The sequence below is a fragment of the Coprobacter fastidiosus genome (assembly GCF_030296935.1).
GTDB classification, from domain to species: domain Bacteria; phylum Bacteroidota; class Bacteroidia; order Bacteroidales; family Coprobacteraceae; genus Coprobacter; species Coprobacter fastidiosus.
In genome coordinates this window covers 2,392,084-2,408,676 of sequence record NZ_AP028032.1, presented here as the reverse complement: position 1 = coordinate 2,408,676, position 16,593 = coordinate 2,392,084, and the positions used below count along the sequence as shown (strand labels likewise).

The window sequence follows — 16,593 nt, the reverse complement described above, 5'->3', positions numbered from 1 at the left end:
CTTTTTCAGACAAAATTCGAAAGCAAACAAAGTTACTAAAAATACCTGACAGAAGAAAATTTGCTATTGGTTTTTTATATAAAGACAAATATCTATCAAAGAGAAGCTGAGAAACGATCCTATAATCATAATCTCCTTAGAGCAGATTGTAGTCACTGCCATACAACAAAAAAAACCGAATACAATATGTATTCGGTAAACTTTCGGTAGCCCATAGGGGAATCGAACCCCTCTTTCAAGAATGAAAATCTTGCGTCCTAGCCGATAGACGAATGGGCCATCTTATAATGACGAGGCAAATATCCTCAGTCTATTCAAACCTTTAAATTACAGCTTATTTATATGCAAAGCCAATTTAGATTTCAAATTGCTGGCCTTATTCTTGTGAATAACATTCTTTTTAGCCAACTTATCAAGCATAGAGCTAACTTTAACATACAATGCAGCAGCATCTTCTTTTACGGTAATAGCACGCAATTTACGAACTGCATTTCTAGCAGTTTTCGCATAATATCTATTACGTAATCTTTTCGTCTCTGCTTGTCTGATTCTCTTAATTGATGATTTATGATTTGCCATTCAATTAATCTCCTTAACTTTTATTCGTTTATATTAGTAGCCCATAGGGGAATCGAACCCCTCTTTCAAGAATGAAAATCTTGCGTCCTAGCCGATAGACGAATGGGCCATTATCTAAAAACCTTTCGCTTAAACAAATAAGGTTTTCTCAAATGCGAGTGCAAATATAGAGCTGTTTTTTGAATTGACAAAATATTTGACAAAAAATATCGCTCAAAATGTCACTTTTAGCCTTTTTAAGTAACCGTTTCGACACCTTTTTATGAATATAGAGGATCATCAGAAGATGTTTTCTTAGCTTTTTGACGTTCCATCTCACTTAAATGCAGATCAAGAGCACGGACCGAAATAACAATCTCTCCGATAGAAATTCCCAATGAACAGATCAAACATAACAATGATATAGCGAAAACTCCCACAGCAGAAGTCTGAAATCCGATATAAATCAGAAACATACACAAAACACTTAATAAAAGGCTTACAATTCCCAAAATCTGCATTGTACGGATTAAAGACAAACGTTTACGTAAATTATCTATTTGAGCAGCCGTAATCCGTGTAGGATGCAAATCATAATCTCCTTTTAAAGTACGAACAACCTGAGCATATGAAAGAAAACGGTTTGTATAAGCCAGCATAATCAACGAAACTGCTGAAAACAACAATGAAGGAGTAGTCAAAGTAAGTTCTTCCATAATATTTTTACAATCATTATCAATGTTTTTATGCAAGAATACGCTATTTTTGTGTAAATACAAAATTCCGGAACTGAAAATATGCTGGAAAAAACATTAGGTATCGTATTACACACAGTTGCATACAACGATAAAAATCACATCGCACATCTCTATACAGAGAAATACGGAAGAATGTCGTATGCCATTCCCCAAACACAAGGACGAAAAAGCAAGTCGCAAAGACCGCTATTCACACCTTTCTCAATATTAGACATAGAGTCTGACTATAAACCCGGACGCGATATACAAAAGATCAAAGAAGTAAGACCTGCAGAGATTCTACAACAAATTCATTATGATCCGGTTAAAAACTCTATCGCATTATTTTTATCCGAATTTTTATCCCGTACAATTCGAGAACCTGAAGCAAATCCCGTTTTTTTTGAATTTCTACATCAATCAATCAAATTTCTTGATATCATTGAAGACGGGAAAGCGAATTTTCATCTTTGTTTTTTAATTAGAATATCCGGATTTTTAGGATTTTATCCGAATATTGAAAATTATCGTCCCGGAGATTACTTTGACCTTTTAAACGGAATCTCCACTTCTGTACATCCGGGACATGCCTATGTCCTCTCCCCCGATGAAACATTCGGTTTTACGACACTCATGAGAATGAATTACTACAATCTGCACCTATTCCGTTTTTCCAGACAAGAAAGAATACAAATACTCGAACATATTATCGAATATTTCAAATTACATCATGCCGGATTCACACAGCTCAAATCTCTTGACGTACTCAAAACATTATTCGACTAATTACACTACACATTTGGCAAAAAGCAGAAATAATTATACTTTTGTAGCCGCTAATGCCTTTGTAGTTCAATGGATAGAACAAAAGTTTCCTAAACTTTAGATCCGGGTTCGATTCCCGGCGGAGGTACAAAATCGGATACGGCTTTCATCTTCAGAAAGTTATATCCGATTTTTTTTTAGAAAATATCATAAAAACAGACAGGGATTCTGAAAATTCAGAATCCCTGTCTGTTTTTATCTAAACTCAAAATCCTTATTTCGCAGCCTCTGCAAGTTGAGCTTTTTTCTGTTTTCTTCCCATAATCTCGTATGCCACTGGAACAGCAACAAACAGAGTCGAGAAAGTACCGACTATAACTCCCAGCAACATAGCGAATGTAAAGCTCCGAATCGTATCACCACCCAAAATAAATATACAAAGTAATACGATTGCTGTACTTAACGATGTACTGATAGTACGAGCTAAAGTACTATTCAAAGCCTCATTAATCACAAGATATCTATCCCGTTTCGGATAAAGACCGATCACCTCTCTCACACGGTCAAATACTACCACTTTATCATTTACCGAATATCCGATCACTGTCAAGATAGCAGCAATAAATGACTGGTCTATCTCCATAGAGAACGGCAATAAACCGTAGAATAACGAATAGAATGAGATAATAATTACGGTATCGAATGCCAAAGAAACCAACGTTCCGGCACTGAAAGAAATATCTCGGAATCGAAGCAATATGTAAAGTGCAATAGCGATCAATGAAAGTATCACAGCCCATATAGCACCGATCGTTATATCTTCTGCAATACTCGGGCCTACTTTCTGAATACTCATTATATTATCCGATTTAAACTGATCCAGAGTCTTACCTCCCAACATGCTCTTCAATCCGTCATATAACTTCATTTCTATTTCTTTATCGATTGCATCGTCATTCTCTGCGATACGATAGTTGGTAGAAACACGAACTTGATTTTCGCCACCGATAGTAATTACCGACAAAGAACTGCCTTCAAAATACGGTTTCAACAAATTAGCAATTTCTTGAGTATTTACAGGTTCTTGGAAACGTACCACATAGTTACGGCCTCCGGAGAAATCAATACCCTTGCTAAGACCTTTTATACCAAAAGAGATAACTCCGATAACAACCAATACGGCACATACGATATAACCGGTTTTCCGAACTCCGAGGAAATTAATTTTCGGATGTGTCAACCAATTCTTTGTAAGAGATGTCGTAAATGTAAGGTGTTTAAACCAATTTCTTTCCAATCCGCGTTCATAGATCAAACGAGTCAAGAACACAGCGGTAAAGAATGACATGGCAATACCGATCATCAAAGTCGTGGCAAAACCTTTAATAGGTCCTGTTCCGAAGAAGAACAGAATCAAACCAGTAATCAAAGAGGTCAAGTTTGAGTCGAAAATTGCGGAAAACGCATTCTTATAACCGTCGGTAATCGCATTTTTAAGGTTCTTACCCAAACGAAGTTCCTCTTTTGCCCGCTCATAAATCAGCACATTGGCATCTACCGCAATACCCAAAGACAACACCAAACCGGCGATACCCGAAAGCGTAAGCACGGCTTGGAAAGAAGCAAGAATACCCATAGTAAAGAACATATTGAGTACCAAACCGAGATTAGCAACCAATCCGGGAGTCACGCCATACATGCTGATCATATAGACCATCAGCAGAACCAAGGCGAAAATGAACGATATAATACCGCTCTGAATTGCCTCTTGACCCAATGACGGACCGATAATGTCTTCTTGCACGATCTTTACACTTGCCGCCATTTTTCCGGATTTCAACACATTCGCAAGGTCTTTTGCCTCTTCCGGAGTAAAGTTCCCCGAAATTTGAGAATTTCCTCCTGAAATTTCAGTATTCACTACCGGGAATGAATATACTTGATCATCCAAAACAATCGCTACACAACGCCCGATATTTTCGCGGGTCAACTGTTCCCATATCTTAGAACCTTCTGCATTCATAGACATACTTACTACTGCAGAATTTGTCATCCGGTCAAAATCTTCGCGAGCATCGGTAATCACATCACCTTCCAGAGGAGGACGACCTCCGTTTGTCGCTTTCAACGCAACTAACTGAAAGTATTGTTCTTTCTCGTCAATAGGCTTCACTGTCCACTTAAATACGATATTAGCAGGCAAAAGTTCACGAACCTGACGCATTGCCAAATATTTATTTACGGCAGCCGTGTCATTTATGTGGGCAATACCTACAGCCGGACCATTTCCGATAGCCCCTTCTTGAGAGACGTTGGGATTAAGACGAGCAAACAACGGGTTTTGCTTTTTCCACGCATTGATATTTTGTTGCTCATCGCTCTTGTTCATATCTTTTATCTTCTGAGTCAGACTATCCTTCAATGAAGTCGTTGCCGTTACGGCAGTAGAATCCTGCGACTCGACAACAGTAGAATCCGTCTTAGAAGAAGTATCTTCCGACTGATTTTCCAAACGGGCAAGCAACTCATTCGCACTTGCCAATTTATTGAAAAACTCATTCAGATTATAAGTTTCCCAAAATTCGAGGTTAGCGCTTCCTTGAAGAAGTTTACGAACACGTTCCGGTTCTTTCACACCCGGAAGCTCTACCAAAATACGGCCGTCCTTTTCAAGACGCTGAATATTAGGAGCAACAACCCCGAAACGGTCAATACGTGTACGAAGCACATTGAACGAGTTATCTATCGCACTGTTCAACTCTTCCCGTAAAACAGCTACAACTTCATCATTCGTCGCATTGGGCGTAATCTTATCTTTCAATTGATAAGTACTGAAAATAGCAGCCAATCGGATATTAGGATCTAGCTTTTTGTATTCATTTACAAAAGCAGATAAGAAATCTTTATTATCTGCCTGGTTGGCAGTAGCGTTTGCCAGCGCTTTGTTAAAATTAACATCCGTGTTGTTATTTGACAATGACCTCAACACATCAGCCACAGAGATTTGCAACGTTACGTTCATACCTCCTTTTAGGTCTAACCCCAGACCGATCTCCATCTCACGGCACTGCTTAAAAGTATAATACCCTAAATATACCTTTTCAGTCGCAATAGAATCGATATACTGCTTATACTTCATTGCATCTCCGTTAGCATACTCTTCGGCCTTTTTCGTATAATGCCGTGTTACAAATGAAAAAGATATGTAAAAGAGACATACCAACGTGAGTAATACCGCAAAAACTCTTATAAAACCTTTGTTTTGCATGTGATAATTACTTTATGATTTTTAGATTAATTGATTTTTCCTGTTTTTAATAAGGTGCAAATATATGTTTTTTTTCTATTCCGATAACAAAATGTTTGATTAATTTGCGCTCGACACCGTTAATATCTGTCATATCGAAGAAAAAACAATCGAAGAATCATTCTTTTTTGTATCTTTACCCCTTTAAAACAAGCGATACAGATGATGCCGGACAGAACGAAATGGCTACTATATGCAAGAAATTTTATATTGACCGCTTTTGCTGCGGCATTTATACTCTCATGTGCCAACATTGCACGACCTACCGGAGGTCCGATAGACACAACCCCTCCCGTTTTTGTCAAAAGCAATCCGAAACCCAATCAACTCAATTTCAATAAAAACAAAATAGAAATCGAATTTGACGAAATAATACAAGTGGACAAACCGACCGAAAAAGTCATTGTCTCTCCAGCGCAAAAAAACATGCCGCAAATACAGACATCAGGGCGCAAAGTTATTGTAGAGTTACAAGATTCACTGATACCGAACACCACCTATACAATCGATTTCTCAGATGCTATATCGGACAATAATGAAAGAAATCCGCTATATAACTTCAGTTTTTCTTTTGCAACAGGGAACTCGATAGACACGCTGCAAATAGGAGGTATATTATTGAATGCCGAGAATTTAGAACCGGTAACAGGAATGCTTGTCGGCTTACATTCAAACTTGAACGATTCCGCATTTACCAAAACCCCGATGCAAAGGATTGCCAAATCCGATGCATACGGACGATTCTCCATAAAAAACATCGGAGCGGGGACATATCGCATATACGGACTGAACGACGCAAACCGGGATTACAAATTCGATAATCCATCCGAAGATATTGCGTTCATGGATAGTACCGTAACACCAACGGTAGAGATGGTAATGCATGCAGATACGATATGGGCAGACAGTATGACAATCGACACGATAAAAATGGTAACTCTCCCCCACTTCTATCCTAATAATATTATTCTAAAAGTCTTTAACGAACAATTCAAATCACGCTATTTAGAGAAGTTCGAACGAACAAACAGGAACAGATTTTCTCTCATTTTTTCAGCACCCGACGACTCGCTTCCGGTATTGACTCCTCTGAATTTTCAACAAGAAGATTGGGCTATTGTCGAGAAAAACCAAACAAATGACACACTTCTATACTGGATTAAAGATTCGCTCATTTATAACATGGACACTTTACTATTCACGGCAGATTATAAAAGGACCGATTCTTTACGACAACTCACCCCGTTTAAAGACACCTTAAACTTAGTATTTCGAGAAAGAAAAAAACCTGTTCGAAAAAGCAAAAAAGATAAAAAAGATGAAGATCAAGCACCGGAAATCGAGTTTATGAAAATATCCCCGCAATTTTCCTCCATCGTAAACATATATGATAAGCTTAACTTTGCATTCGACCAACCGGTCGACTCCATAAAAGAAGAAAGTCTCAAATTAGAGATAAAAGTCGATACGGTCTGGACTCCCGTAAACGACTATACATTTTTCCAAGATAGTTTGATGCACAGAATATTTTCACTAAAAACCAAATGGAAACCAGGAGGCGAATACAGGGTATCACTTGACTCTCTTGCATCTGTCAGTATCTACGGAAATCCGAGTAACAGACTTTCCCAATCATTCAAAGTAAAAACGGTCGAAGAATATTCCAACTTTTATATAGAAACTTTGGGAATAAAAGATTCGGCATTCGTCGAACTGTTAAACTCAAGCGACCAGCCGGTACGCAAATCACCGGTCAAAGACGGAGGTGCAGAATTTATATATGTAGATCCGGGAACATATTATATCCGTTTAGTAAAGGACCGAAACGGGAACGGGAAATTCGACACCGGCAACTTCGCAGAAAAACGGCAGCCCGAAGAAGTTTTCTACTATCCTACATCTATCGATTTAAAAGCCAATTGGGATGTAGAACAGACATGGGATGTCTACGCTCTACCGCTGGATAAACAAAAACCGCTGGATATAACCAAAAATAAACCCAAAGACGAAAAAAAGGATGATTCTCAAAACGATAATAAAGAAGAAGGACCTGTATATTCCAACCGACCCTCAGGAGCAATCACTCCTCGAAGTCAAGGCTCTTACCGTTAGCCTGTTAATAATACTTCTTGCATTTTGTATTCCGAAAGGGTCGGCTCAATGCCCTGTCAAATGGGACTTCAAAAAAGAATCTCTTCCGTATGATGTCATATATCAATGGGGATTTATCTGGAAACGTGCAGCAGTAGCCAGTCTGGATATAAATGTTACCCGCTCCCAAGACGGAACGGAATACTATAAATCATTACTAACTGCTCGCACTTTGGCTTTTGCCGACCGTATTTTCAGAGTCCGAGACACACTTGTTTCCATCATGTATAAAGACGGGCTTATACCACACTATTACGCTAAAATTTCAGATGAAGACCGAACTTACCGCAAAGACGTGACACGATACAGTTATTCTAACGGTATCTGTACCGGAAACATCACTCTATACAGACCCAAACGAAACGCAATAGAAGATTATCTCATTACATCAAGCAATTGCTCTTATGACATGCTCAGTGTATTTTATTACCTGCGCACAATAGATTTTTCAACAAAAAATATAGGAGACCGCATAAACGTAGATATTTTCACCGGGAATCATATAGAACATCTTTCTGCTGAATATTTAGGTAGGACAGTACTGGACTTACGGAAAACACCTTTCGGAGCATACAAGATCAAATTACATTTTTTCGATGATAAAGAAGAAAAAGTAAGTGATAATATTACAGCATGGATCAGCGATGACTCACGAAGAATTCCTCTTCAAGTAGAGGGAAAACTCGCAATCGGCTCTCTAAAAGCGATATATAGAGGTAAATAAAAAAGCCTTTACCGTCAGGAAAGGCTTTCTTACACATAAATTAGTACGACCTAAGAACAATGTTTGCTGTAATTCAAATTCTTCGATACAAAAATAATATCGGAATAATGCATCCACAATACCCACATTCGGTGAAAAAACAAGAACTCATTACCCATAAATAGGTATTCAAACATTGTTCTAAACCGATCTTAAAAATCAACGGCAGTAACTATAACTACCCGATTCCACTTATCCTGTTCATAAGGCAGGGCATCTATCCCCAAATATTCGGATATACAGAAAGAAAATATCAGATACGAGATAGAGCAAGAAACGATTCTCGGATTCTTAAAGATGGACAAGCAACAGGTATCCCGTTTTATTGAAATCATGAGAAATAAAAGGGTTGACTATATCTCAAACCGAAAAGGCCCTTGAATTGCTTGGAAAAGAAATCTGAGAAAAGATCGAGTCCGGTGTAAAAATGATGATACAGAATAAAGAACAAAATATCGAGTATTTAAAACAACACGCCAAGACATTGATACCTTCGGAACTCTCGGTGTGCGAGCTGATACTCGATAACAAAAATATTTCGGCTATCAGTGCAATAACGGGCAAATCGGTATCTAACATAACCAGTACTCATTGCCATATACGAAACAAACTGAACCTCAAAAAAGAGAACCTCCGGGAAGCGCTACCGAGAATCACGAAACAAAAGAAATAACTCGATACAGAAACGCTATTAGCCGCATACGGTAATCTATTCATAAAATAAAGAGTTCAAATTCAGCTCAAATATTTCGAGAATTGCTTTTTGTTTTGATAAAGATATAAAACGTGCAAAAACAGAAAAAGCTGATAATAAAAACGGGATTTAGCAAACTAAATCCCGTTCCATAAAATAATCAATCCAATGATGTTATCAATCTTTTAACTTAGCCGAGATAAATTCCCGATTCAAACGTGCAATGTTCGAAATAGAGATATTTTTAGGACATTCGGCTTCACAAGCTCCGGTATTGGTACAATTTCCAAAACCGAGCTCATCCATCTTAGCAACCATTGCTTTTGCCCGGCGAGTAGCTTCAACCCGTCCTTGCGGCAGTAACGCCAACTGGCTTACTTTAGCCGAAACGAACAACATGGCCGACCCGTTCTTACATGCGGCTGCACAAGCTCCGCAACCGATACATGCGGCTGCATCCATTGCCAAATCGGCATCTTCTTTAGGTATGGCTATCGCATTGGCATCGGGAACACCACCGGTATTTACCGAGACGAATCCTCCTGCCTGAATGATTTTATCATAAGCCGAACGATCTACCATCAGGTCACGGATAATAGGGAAACCTGCCGAACGCCAAGGCTCGATGGTGATCGTATCGCCATCATTAAAACGGCGCATATATAACTGACAAGTAGTAGCACCGGTCGCAGCTCCGTGAGGATGACCGTTGATATACAACGAACACATACCGCAAATACCTTCACGGCAGTCATGATCGAAAACGACAGGGTCTTTACCTTCTTTTATCAACTGTTCGTTCAGAATATCCAGCATTTCCAAGAAAGAAGCACCCTGAAAAATATTATTCAGTTGGTAAGTTTCAAAACGGCCTTTTTCTTTCGGACCTTTCTGACGCCAAACCTTAAGGGTTACATTTATATTTTTGTCCATGATAATTCTTTGTTACTGATTATTACTTTTTATAGTTACGGGTTTGAGGAACGACAAATTCATAATTCAACATTTCTTTCAGCATTACAGGGTCTTTATCCTCTCCCTGATATTCCCAACAAGAAACATAAGAGAATTTATCATCATGACGCAATGCCTCACCCTCTTCAGTCTGGTGTTCTACACGAAAGTGACCACCACAAGATTCTGCACGATCCAAAGCATCATGAGCCATTAATGTACCGATTTCGATAAAATCGGCAAGTCTCAATGCTTTTTCCAGTTCGATGTTCTGATCATTGCCCGAACCCGGAATAAATACATTACTCCAGAATTCTTTCTTCAGATCTTTCAACATCTCGATTGCTTCTTTCAAACCTTTTTCATCACGAGCCATACCGATATGTTCCCACATTATATGACCTAAACGCTTATGTAAAGAATCTACCGATTCTTTTCCTTTTATGCTCATCAATTTGGTAATACGAGCTTCGATATTCTTTTCTGCTTCTTTAAATTCGGGCAGATCGGTACTGAAACGAGGCACTTGAATCTGGTCGGCAAGATAATTTTGGATTGTATAAGGCAATACAAAATAACCGTCAGCAAGACCTTGCATCAAAGCAGAAGCTCCCAAACGGTTAGCCCCATGATCCGAGAAGTTTGCCTCTCCGATTGCAAATAGGCCAGGAATAGAAGTTTGCAACTCATAATCTACCCATAAACCACCCATCGAATAATGCAATGCCGGATAAATCATCATCGGAGTTTCATACGGGTTCTCATCCGTAATTTCTTCATACATATCGAATAAGTTACCGTACTTCTGTTTTACCACTTCTTTACCTAAGCGCTTGATAGCATCGGAAAAATCAAGGAACACTGCCAATCCGGTATTGTTTACACCGAAACCGGCATCACAACGTTCCTTGGCGGCACGTGAAGCGACGTCACGCGGAACTAAGTTTCCGAATGCCGGATAACGACGTTCCAAGTAATAATCGCGATCTTCTTCCGGAATATCTTTTCCTTGTTTCTTCCCGGCCTGCAAAGCTTTTGCATCTTCTATCTTCTTCGGTACCCAAATACGCCCGTCATTACGTAAAGACTCGGACATCAAAGTCAGTTTTGACTGGAAATCTCCATGCACCGGAATACAGGTCGGATGGATCTGTACCATACAAGGATTGGCAAAATAAGCTCCTTTTTTATAGCATTGCCATGCAGCAGAACCGTTAGAAGCCATTGCATTGGTCGACAAGAAGAATGTATTTACATATCCTCCTGTTGCAACGACAACAGCATGTGCAGCATAACGTTCGATTTTACCGGTTACCAAATTACGGGTAATGATACCCCGTGCACGACCATCTACCAACACGACGTCCAACATCTCATGACGGGTAAACATTTTTACTTTGCCCTTACCGATCTGACGGCTCAATGCGGAATATGCGCCCAATAACAGTTGTTGACCGGTCTGACCACGAGCATAGAATGTACGGGATACCTGAGCACCACCGAAAGAACGGTTATCCAACAAACCGCCATATTCACGGGCAAAAGGTACACCCTGAGCTACACACTGATCGATAATATTGTTAGAAACCTCCGCCAAACGATATACATTCGCTTCACGGGCACGATAGTCTCCACCCTTGATCGTATCATAGAAAAGACGATACACGCTATCGCCGTCATTCTGATAGTTTTTCGCAGCATTAATACCGCCTTGTGCAGCAATTGAATGCGCACGACGGGGAGAATCCTGAATGCAGAAATTCAATACGTTAAATCCCATTTCAGCTAATGAGGCGGCAGCCGAAGCTCCGGCAAGACCGGTACCTACGACAATAACATCCAGACGACGCTTATTTGCGGGATTCACCAGTTTTTGGTGAGCTTTATAATTACTCCACTTTTCGGCCAACGGACCTTCAGGGATTTTAGAATCTATTTGAGACATATTTGTTTGTTTTCGTTTGAATTAATATAAAATCTTTATCAAAAGGTCTCTTCCGATTATGCGATAAAACCGAAATAAATCGCAATAAAAGCAAAACCTGCACAAATGATCGTTGCATAAACATTCGAAATCGCTTTCCAACGAGTCAACCACACGTTATTATTCCATCCGATCGTCTGAATAGCGCTCCAGAAACCGTGAGTGAGATGAAACCAGATAGCAACGAACCACACCAAATACAAAATAACGAACAACGGATTGCTGAATGTGTCCAGAATCAATTGGTAGCCATCGTGAGGATCAACGCCCAAATCTAAACCTGCAATTTCATTAAACTGCATTTTATACCAAAACTGAGCAAGATGCAGAATAAAGAAAACAACAACGATAATACCCAACACCAGCATGTTTTGAGATGCCCATTCTACCTGTTTAGGTTTGGCAACCACAGCATAACGGTCATTCCCCCGGGCTTTACGATTCTGAATCGTAAGCCAGAATGCATAGATGATGTGCACGACAAAACCCAAAGCCAAGATAAGAGTTCCGACCAATGCGTACCAATTAGCTCCCAAGAACTCACAAACCATGTTGTAGGCTTCCCCGGAGAACACCGCAACAAAGTTCATTGCTAAGTGGAAGGTTAAAAACAAAATGAGGAAAAGCCCGGACAGACTCATGACCAGCTTTCTCCCGATTGAAGAATTGAATAACCACATAGGATTCTAAGTTTTAAGTTATTTATTTATGTTATGTAGATTTATCGCATTTTTACAAATTGCAAAATTAGGTGAATATTGCGTACAAAACAAGTGATTAAAGAATTTTTTCCTTAAATAAAGAAGGCTACCTTAAAAAACTTCCGTACCGGAATAAATATCAATAACAGGCCTCTGTTTAAGCAGATTACAAATTCTAAAGATAACAAGAGAATAGATCGAAAGAGAATTACTGTTTCACTTTTAACTAATTAACTACCAGATAAAACTTTACTGAATCTTTAAAGCTACTTATTAGAATCAAAACGCAATTAAAACCTTTTACAGAAGCATACAAAAAAATTTAATAAAGAACTGATTAAAAAGATTTTTCTTCCGATTACTTAACAAGAAAAGAAACCTCTGATTCCTATTTCGATGTTTTTCTTTGCTAATAATACTCAAACAAAATCTGGACAAATATAACTTTATTTCATATTTATATCATGACTTTACAGAATATTATAAAAGCCAAAACAAAAGCAGTTATATTTTTATGTGATTCTCTTGCCATAGAAGTATATAAGTTTTTAAGGAAACTTTTCACTGAATGCTTGTATTTTATTTATAAAGTAACTTTTCTATTCCCTAAAGTCTGCAGCATACATAGAAGGTAAGTCCAGTAACTCAAATTCTCATTTTTAATTATATAGATTCAAGATAAAAATACAATCTCCTTTCTCCTCCCTTTCAGACGGAGGAAGGAGACTAACAACTCAAAAAGGTCATTCAACAACACAAAAAATAAAGGGAAAGCCACCGCCTCCCCGAATAGATTAATTAATTTTATGTTGCCATGCATTCCCGTGAGCAAAGATACACAATCTATCTGGGATTATAAGAAGGCAAAAGCCATTGCTCGGCAAATAAAAATTCACCCCACAACCGTAGGTAGGGAAATAAAACTTAATTCAACCAGTCCAGGGCATTACAAGCTGGCGAATTGCACAAGATGTCTGTAAGGAGCGCATGCCGGGGAACAGGGGAGTTGACAGGAATATCTTGAAAGATGCCCTGCATCTCTTAAAGACTGAAGACTGACCTCCCTGGCAAATTTCCGAGTTACCTCTCCACGAAATCAGAACATATATCCCATGAGACGATACATAAAAGATAAGGAGCAACGAAAGCGGAGACCCCCGCAGCCATTACCACCATAAACTAAAGCATCATATCAAGGCGGCCAGAAAAACCAAGGTACGTAAGACAAGCATACAGGACAGAACGGCAGAAGCCGAAGACAGACGTTTCGGAAACTGGGAAATGGATTTATCATAAGCAAGGGACAGAAGAGTGCCATACTGACTTTGTACGAGCACTCAAAAACTACTTTCTTATGGTGTGGCTGCCACATGGAAAGAGCCCGGAAAAGGTGGCTGATATGGCTATAAGATTACTTCTCCCTTACTAGAAAAACATGTTGACCATTAGGATAAGAGACGCGAGTTTGCCTGTCACAAGAAAATTGAAAAGGCTCTCGATACTACTGTTTATTTTGCAGACTCGTATGCCTCATTGAGAGCGAAAACAGGCTTATACGACAATTATATACCACAAGAAACAGACTTTAAAAATTATCGGAAAAGTTTATTAAAGAGGTGCAATACAAAATTAACCGCAGACCAAGGGAAAAACTTAACTTCTCAACACCAAAAAAGGAGTCCTTCAAATTTATTTCGTAATATTGCACTTGCTGATTGACTTTGCCAAACGGATGTTATTGTCCAGATCGCACAAGAGACCGGAATGGAAAAGTCGATAGCGACAACTGTAGTAGAGGCATTCATGGAGAATGTCAGGAAGTCACGAGCGTCAGGAATGAAGTGTTCTTGCGAGAATTCAGGAGTTATGTGGTACACTTACATAACGGGAATTTCATCATCAAATAAAAGGGTGAAAAGAAAGCCCATAATACTTCAAAGAACACGACCATCGTGATTCCGGCTCACCCTATTCCTGCCTTCAGACCGACAAAGACATTCTTGGATATACTAAAAGAGGGAAAGTGATGAAGACATAAAATAGTTTTCAAAAATACATCAAAAAATTACATGAATGTTATACAGTTAGCTAGGAAATAAAAAGACATCAAAGAGCTTATTTGTACATAGTATAATTATGATACGGAAATATATAATGAAAAAATCACTGCAAATCATGCTTCTCGCCTTGTTATTGCTGGGTGCTGCATGTCGGCACGAGGAGCTGGACACCGGTTTTGACAATGACGGCTATGTGGAATTTCTGTTCACGAAGGACGGGAATGTGTCCACCCGCGCAGATATCGCCGAGGACGGCAGCGGGACGTTCGCCAACGGCGACCGAATAGGGCTTTACATTGAACAAAATACCGGAACGTACCGGCACATCGTCCTGACACGGGAAAACGACACATGGACACCGCGTCTCAAGAAAAGCGAACTGGGCGACGGACTGGTGACGCTTAACGCCTATTATCCGGCACGCGACGACATACAGAACGAAATAACGGACGGCATGCACATGCACCCGGTATCGAACGACCAGCAAGCGGAAGGCTACGAGGCTTCGGACCTGCTGTGGTCGAACAAAACCGTCAGTACGGGATCGATCCCCGGAAACCGTATCGAAATGCCGTTCGGACATGCGCTGCACCGGCTCGTGATGAATATCGAAAGTAAAGAGGGGAAACTTCCCGAAGATTTGGCTGTCAGTGTCCGCGGCCTGACTCAGGGCTGCGCCTATTTGTTTACAGGCCAGGTAACACCTGCGGAAGGCTCGGAAACAGAATGGATCACAGCCCGGAAACTCGGCGAAGGCCGTTACTGCGCCGTGTTCTATCCTCAAAAGCTGAAACAAGGCGAAAAGTGGGTGAAAATCTCCATCGACGGCAAGGAATCCGTTTACAAATCCCCTGCGACAGTCGGCGGAAGTTCGTCGCTCGAGGCAGGCCGCCAGACAACGCTCCGCCTGACCCTGAAACAAAACGGAGCGGTAGAACCCGAACCGGAGCCCGACCCTTCGGAGTGGGCCGACAGCAAGCATTGGGTTTACGGCATCAAGTCTCCGGTATGCAATCCGGACGAAGTCGTAACCTGCTTTCCCGATCTGGAGTCATTCCCGACGGGCAAATGGTTCAAGGCCGGGGAGTATTCGCCGGAGTATCTGAACTGGAGTCCGGAGTGCGGATGGTACGACTGCGACAAGCGGAACATGTTCGGCAGTTATCCCGACTTTATCGAAGACGGGAACCTATGCTGGGCGGCCGCGGCCTCGAACCTGCTCCACTGGTGGATGCACCACAACCGGGCCTATATCGAGGCGTACGACCGGAAGTACGGGACAGACCTTTATCCGGACTTTCCCTCCCGTCCGTCGATGGAATTCGTCGGCACGAAAGAGAGCGGGATATTCGACCTGTTCCGCGAGAACTTCGCAAACCTGGGTAACTGGGACTATGCGGCGGTGAACTGGTTTCTCAACGGTACGGTGGGCAGACTTTATCCGAACGACTCTGATATCGAAACCAAGTTCCAAGGCTATTTCAAGGAGGTTTTTGCGGGAATTTCGGTGGCAACGTTGAACCAGATGCTCACGAAAGAGGATTTCAACCGCACCGTCAAGGATGCGTTGAGCCGTAGGCAGGCGTTGGGATTCGTCCGGCTGGCCATGCCCGACAGAGATTACCATGACATGGTTATCTGGGGCGCGGAGTTCGACGAGGCGGGCGACGTTTCGGCAATCTATTATGTGGACAACAACGACTACTATAACTTCGAAGGAACCGGAAGTGACAATGACTATCAGCATCACCGGATGATACGCACCCCTATCTGGTACAATGACGATATGTGGCCCGTGCACATGGGAACCGGCAAGTCCACTTTCATCATCACGCTGACGACGGTGGATTTGGGACGGGACATCTGGCAGAAGGCATTCCCCGAAGTGCGGGCGGAAGACGAGTGAATATGTAAAAACG

General features: G+C 40.7%; 10 protein-coding genes, 3 tRNA genes and 1 pseudogene. 6 read left to right on the top strand and 8 right to left on the bottom strand.

Annotation, left to right across the window (positions count from 1 at the left end; genetic code table 11):
• Positions 1-207: 207 nt before the first annotated feature.
• From QUE35_RS09535 to QUE35_RS09520, 4 genes are all read right to left on the bottom strand, one after another.
• A tRNA-Glu gene (locus QUE35_RS09535) sits at positions 208-279 on the bottom strand.
• A 48-nt stretch (positions 280-327) separates the two neighbouring features.
• The gene (gene rpsT / locus QUE35_RS09530; RefSeq protein WP_009318448.1) at positions 328-579 is read right to left on the bottom strand and encodes a 30S ribosomal protein S20; all 252 of its coding nucleotides are present in this window, start codon (positions 577-579) and stop codon (positions 328-330) included.
• A gap of 37 nt (positions 580-616) precedes the next feature.
• Positions 617-688 (bottom strand) — tRNA-Glu (locus tag QUE35_RS09525).
• A 151-nt stretch (positions 689-839) separates the two neighbouring features.
• Positions 840-1,274, bottom strand: a complete 435-nt coding sequence (locus tag QUE35_RS09520) for a DUF2721 domain-containing protein (RefSeq protein WP_022390220.1) — start codon at positions 1,272-1,274, stop codon at positions 840-842.
• Positions 1,275-1,355: 81 nt separating this feature from the next.
• Between QUE35_RS09520 and recO the strand changes: the two genes are divergently transcribed.
• Positions 1,356-2,081: a DNA repair protein RecO gene (gene recO, locus QUE35_RS09515; RefSeq protein ID WP_022600170.1), complete on the top strand. Its 726-nt coding sequence runs from the start codon at positions 1,356-1,358 to the stop codon at positions 2,079-2,081.
• Positions 2,082-2,136: 55 nt separating this feature from the next.
• Positions 2,137-2,208: transfer RNA gene (locus tag QUE35_RS09510), tRNA-Arg, on the top strand.
• Between the two features lie 126 nt (positions 2,209-2,334).
• Here the strand turns inward: QUE35_RS09510 and secDF are convergent.
• Entirely contained in the window at positions 2,335-5,328 is a 2,994-nt protein-coding gene (gene secDF, locus QUE35_RS09505; protein WP_022600168.1) for a protein translocase subunit SecDF, read from the bottom strand.
• A gap of 201 nt (positions 5,329-5,529) precedes the next feature.
• Between secDF and QUE35_RS09500 the strand changes: the two genes are divergently transcribed.
• A complete protein-coding gene (locus tag QUE35_RS09500; RefSeq protein WP_022600166.1) occupies positions 5,530-7,479 on the top strand; it encodes an Ig-like domain-containing protein in 1,950 nt (649 codons plus the stop codon).
• Complete coding sequence (locus QUE35_RS09495; protein WP_081705587.1) at positions 7,385-8,242, top strand: DUF3108 domain-containing protein; 858 nt, start codon at positions 7,385-7,387, stop codon at positions 8,240-8,242. The genes QUE35_RS09500 and QUE35_RS09495 overlap by 95 nt, the downstream gene beginning before the upstream one ends.
• A gap of 910 nt (positions 8,243-9,152) precedes the next feature.
• On the opposite strand, the gene QUE35_RS09490 is transcribed toward QUE35_RS09495, so the two are convergent.
• The 3 genes from QUE35_RS09490 to QUE35_RS09480 are packed head-to-tail and all read right to left on the bottom strand — an operon-like array spanning position 9,153 to position 12,593.
• Positions 9,153-9,908 carry a succinate dehydrogenase/fumarate reductase iron-sulfur subunit gene (locus tag QUE35_RS09490; RefSeq protein WP_009318442.1) on the bottom strand — a complete coding sequence of 252 codons (756 nt, stop codon included), beginning with the start codon at positions 9,906-9,908 and terminating at the stop codon, positions 9,153-9,155.
• 22 nt (positions 9,909-9,930) lie between these two features.
• On the bottom strand, positions 9,931-11,874 hold the full coding sequence (locus QUE35_RS09485) for a fumarate reductase/succinate dehydrogenase flavoprotein subunit (protein ID WP_022600161.1): 1,944 nt from the start codon (positions 11,872-11,874) through the stop codon (positions 9,931-9,933).
• A gap of 56 nt (positions 11,875-11,930) precedes the next feature.
• Entirely contained in the window at positions 11,931-12,593 is a 663-nt protein-coding gene (locus QUE35_RS09480; RefSeq protein WP_031258198.1) for a succinate dehydrogenase cytochrome b subunit, read from the bottom strand.
• 1,785 nt (positions 12,594-14,378) lie between these two features.
• Between QUE35_RS09480 and QUE35_RS09475 the strand changes: the two are divergent.
• Positions 14,379-14,641: pseudogene (locus QUE35_RS09475) on the top strand (HU family DNA-binding protein).
• A 127-nt stretch (positions 14,642-14,768) separates the two neighbouring features.
• Complete coding sequence (locus tag QUE35_RS09470; RefSeq protein WP_169721114.1) at positions 14,769-16,580, top strand: fimbrillin family protein; 1,812 nt, start codon at positions 14,769-14,771, stop codon at positions 16,578-16,580.
• Positions 16,581-16,593: the final 13 nt, after the last annotated feature.

Bases quoted from the DNA above. Each gene is read 5' to 3' on its own strand.
- rpsT (WP_009318448.1), bottom strand. From the start codon at position 579: ATGGCAAATCATAAATCATCAATTAAGAGAATCAGACAAGCAGAGACG.
- QUE35_RS09520 (WP_022390220.1), bottom strand. From the start codon at position 1,274: ATGGAAGAACTTACTTTGACTACTCCTTCATTGTTGTTTTCAGCAGTT.
- recO (WP_022600170.1), top strand. From the start codon at position 1,356: ATGCTGGAAAAAACATTAGGTATCGTATTACACACAGTTGCATACAAC.
- secDF (WP_022600168.1), bottom strand. From the start codon at position 5,328: ATGCAAAACAAAGGTTTTATAAGAGTTTTTGCGGTATTACTCACGTTG.
- QUE35_RS09500 (WP_022600166.1), top strand. From the start codon at position 5,530: ATGATGCCGGACAGAACGAAATGGCTACTATATGCAAGAAATTTTATA.
- QUE35_RS09495 (WP_081705587.1), top strand. From the start codon at position 7,385: ATGATTCTCAAAACGATAATAAAGAAGAAGGACCTGTATATTCCAACC.
- QUE35_RS09490 (WP_009318442.1), bottom strand. From the start codon at position 9,908: ATGGACAAAAATATAAATGTAACCCTTAAGGTTTGGCGTCAGAAAGGT.
- QUE35_RS09485 (WP_022600161.1), bottom strand. From the start codon at position 11,874: ATGTCTCAAATAGATTCTAAAATCCCTGAAGGTCCGTTGGCCGAAAAG.
- QUE35_RS09480 (WP_031258198.1), bottom strand. From the start codon at position 12,593: ATGTGGTTATTCAATTCTTCAATCGGGAGAAAGCTGGTCATGAGTCTG.
- QUE35_RS09470 (WP_169721114.1), top strand. From the start codon at position 14,769: ATGAAAAAATCACTGCAAATCATGCTTCTCGCCTTGTTATTGCTGGGT.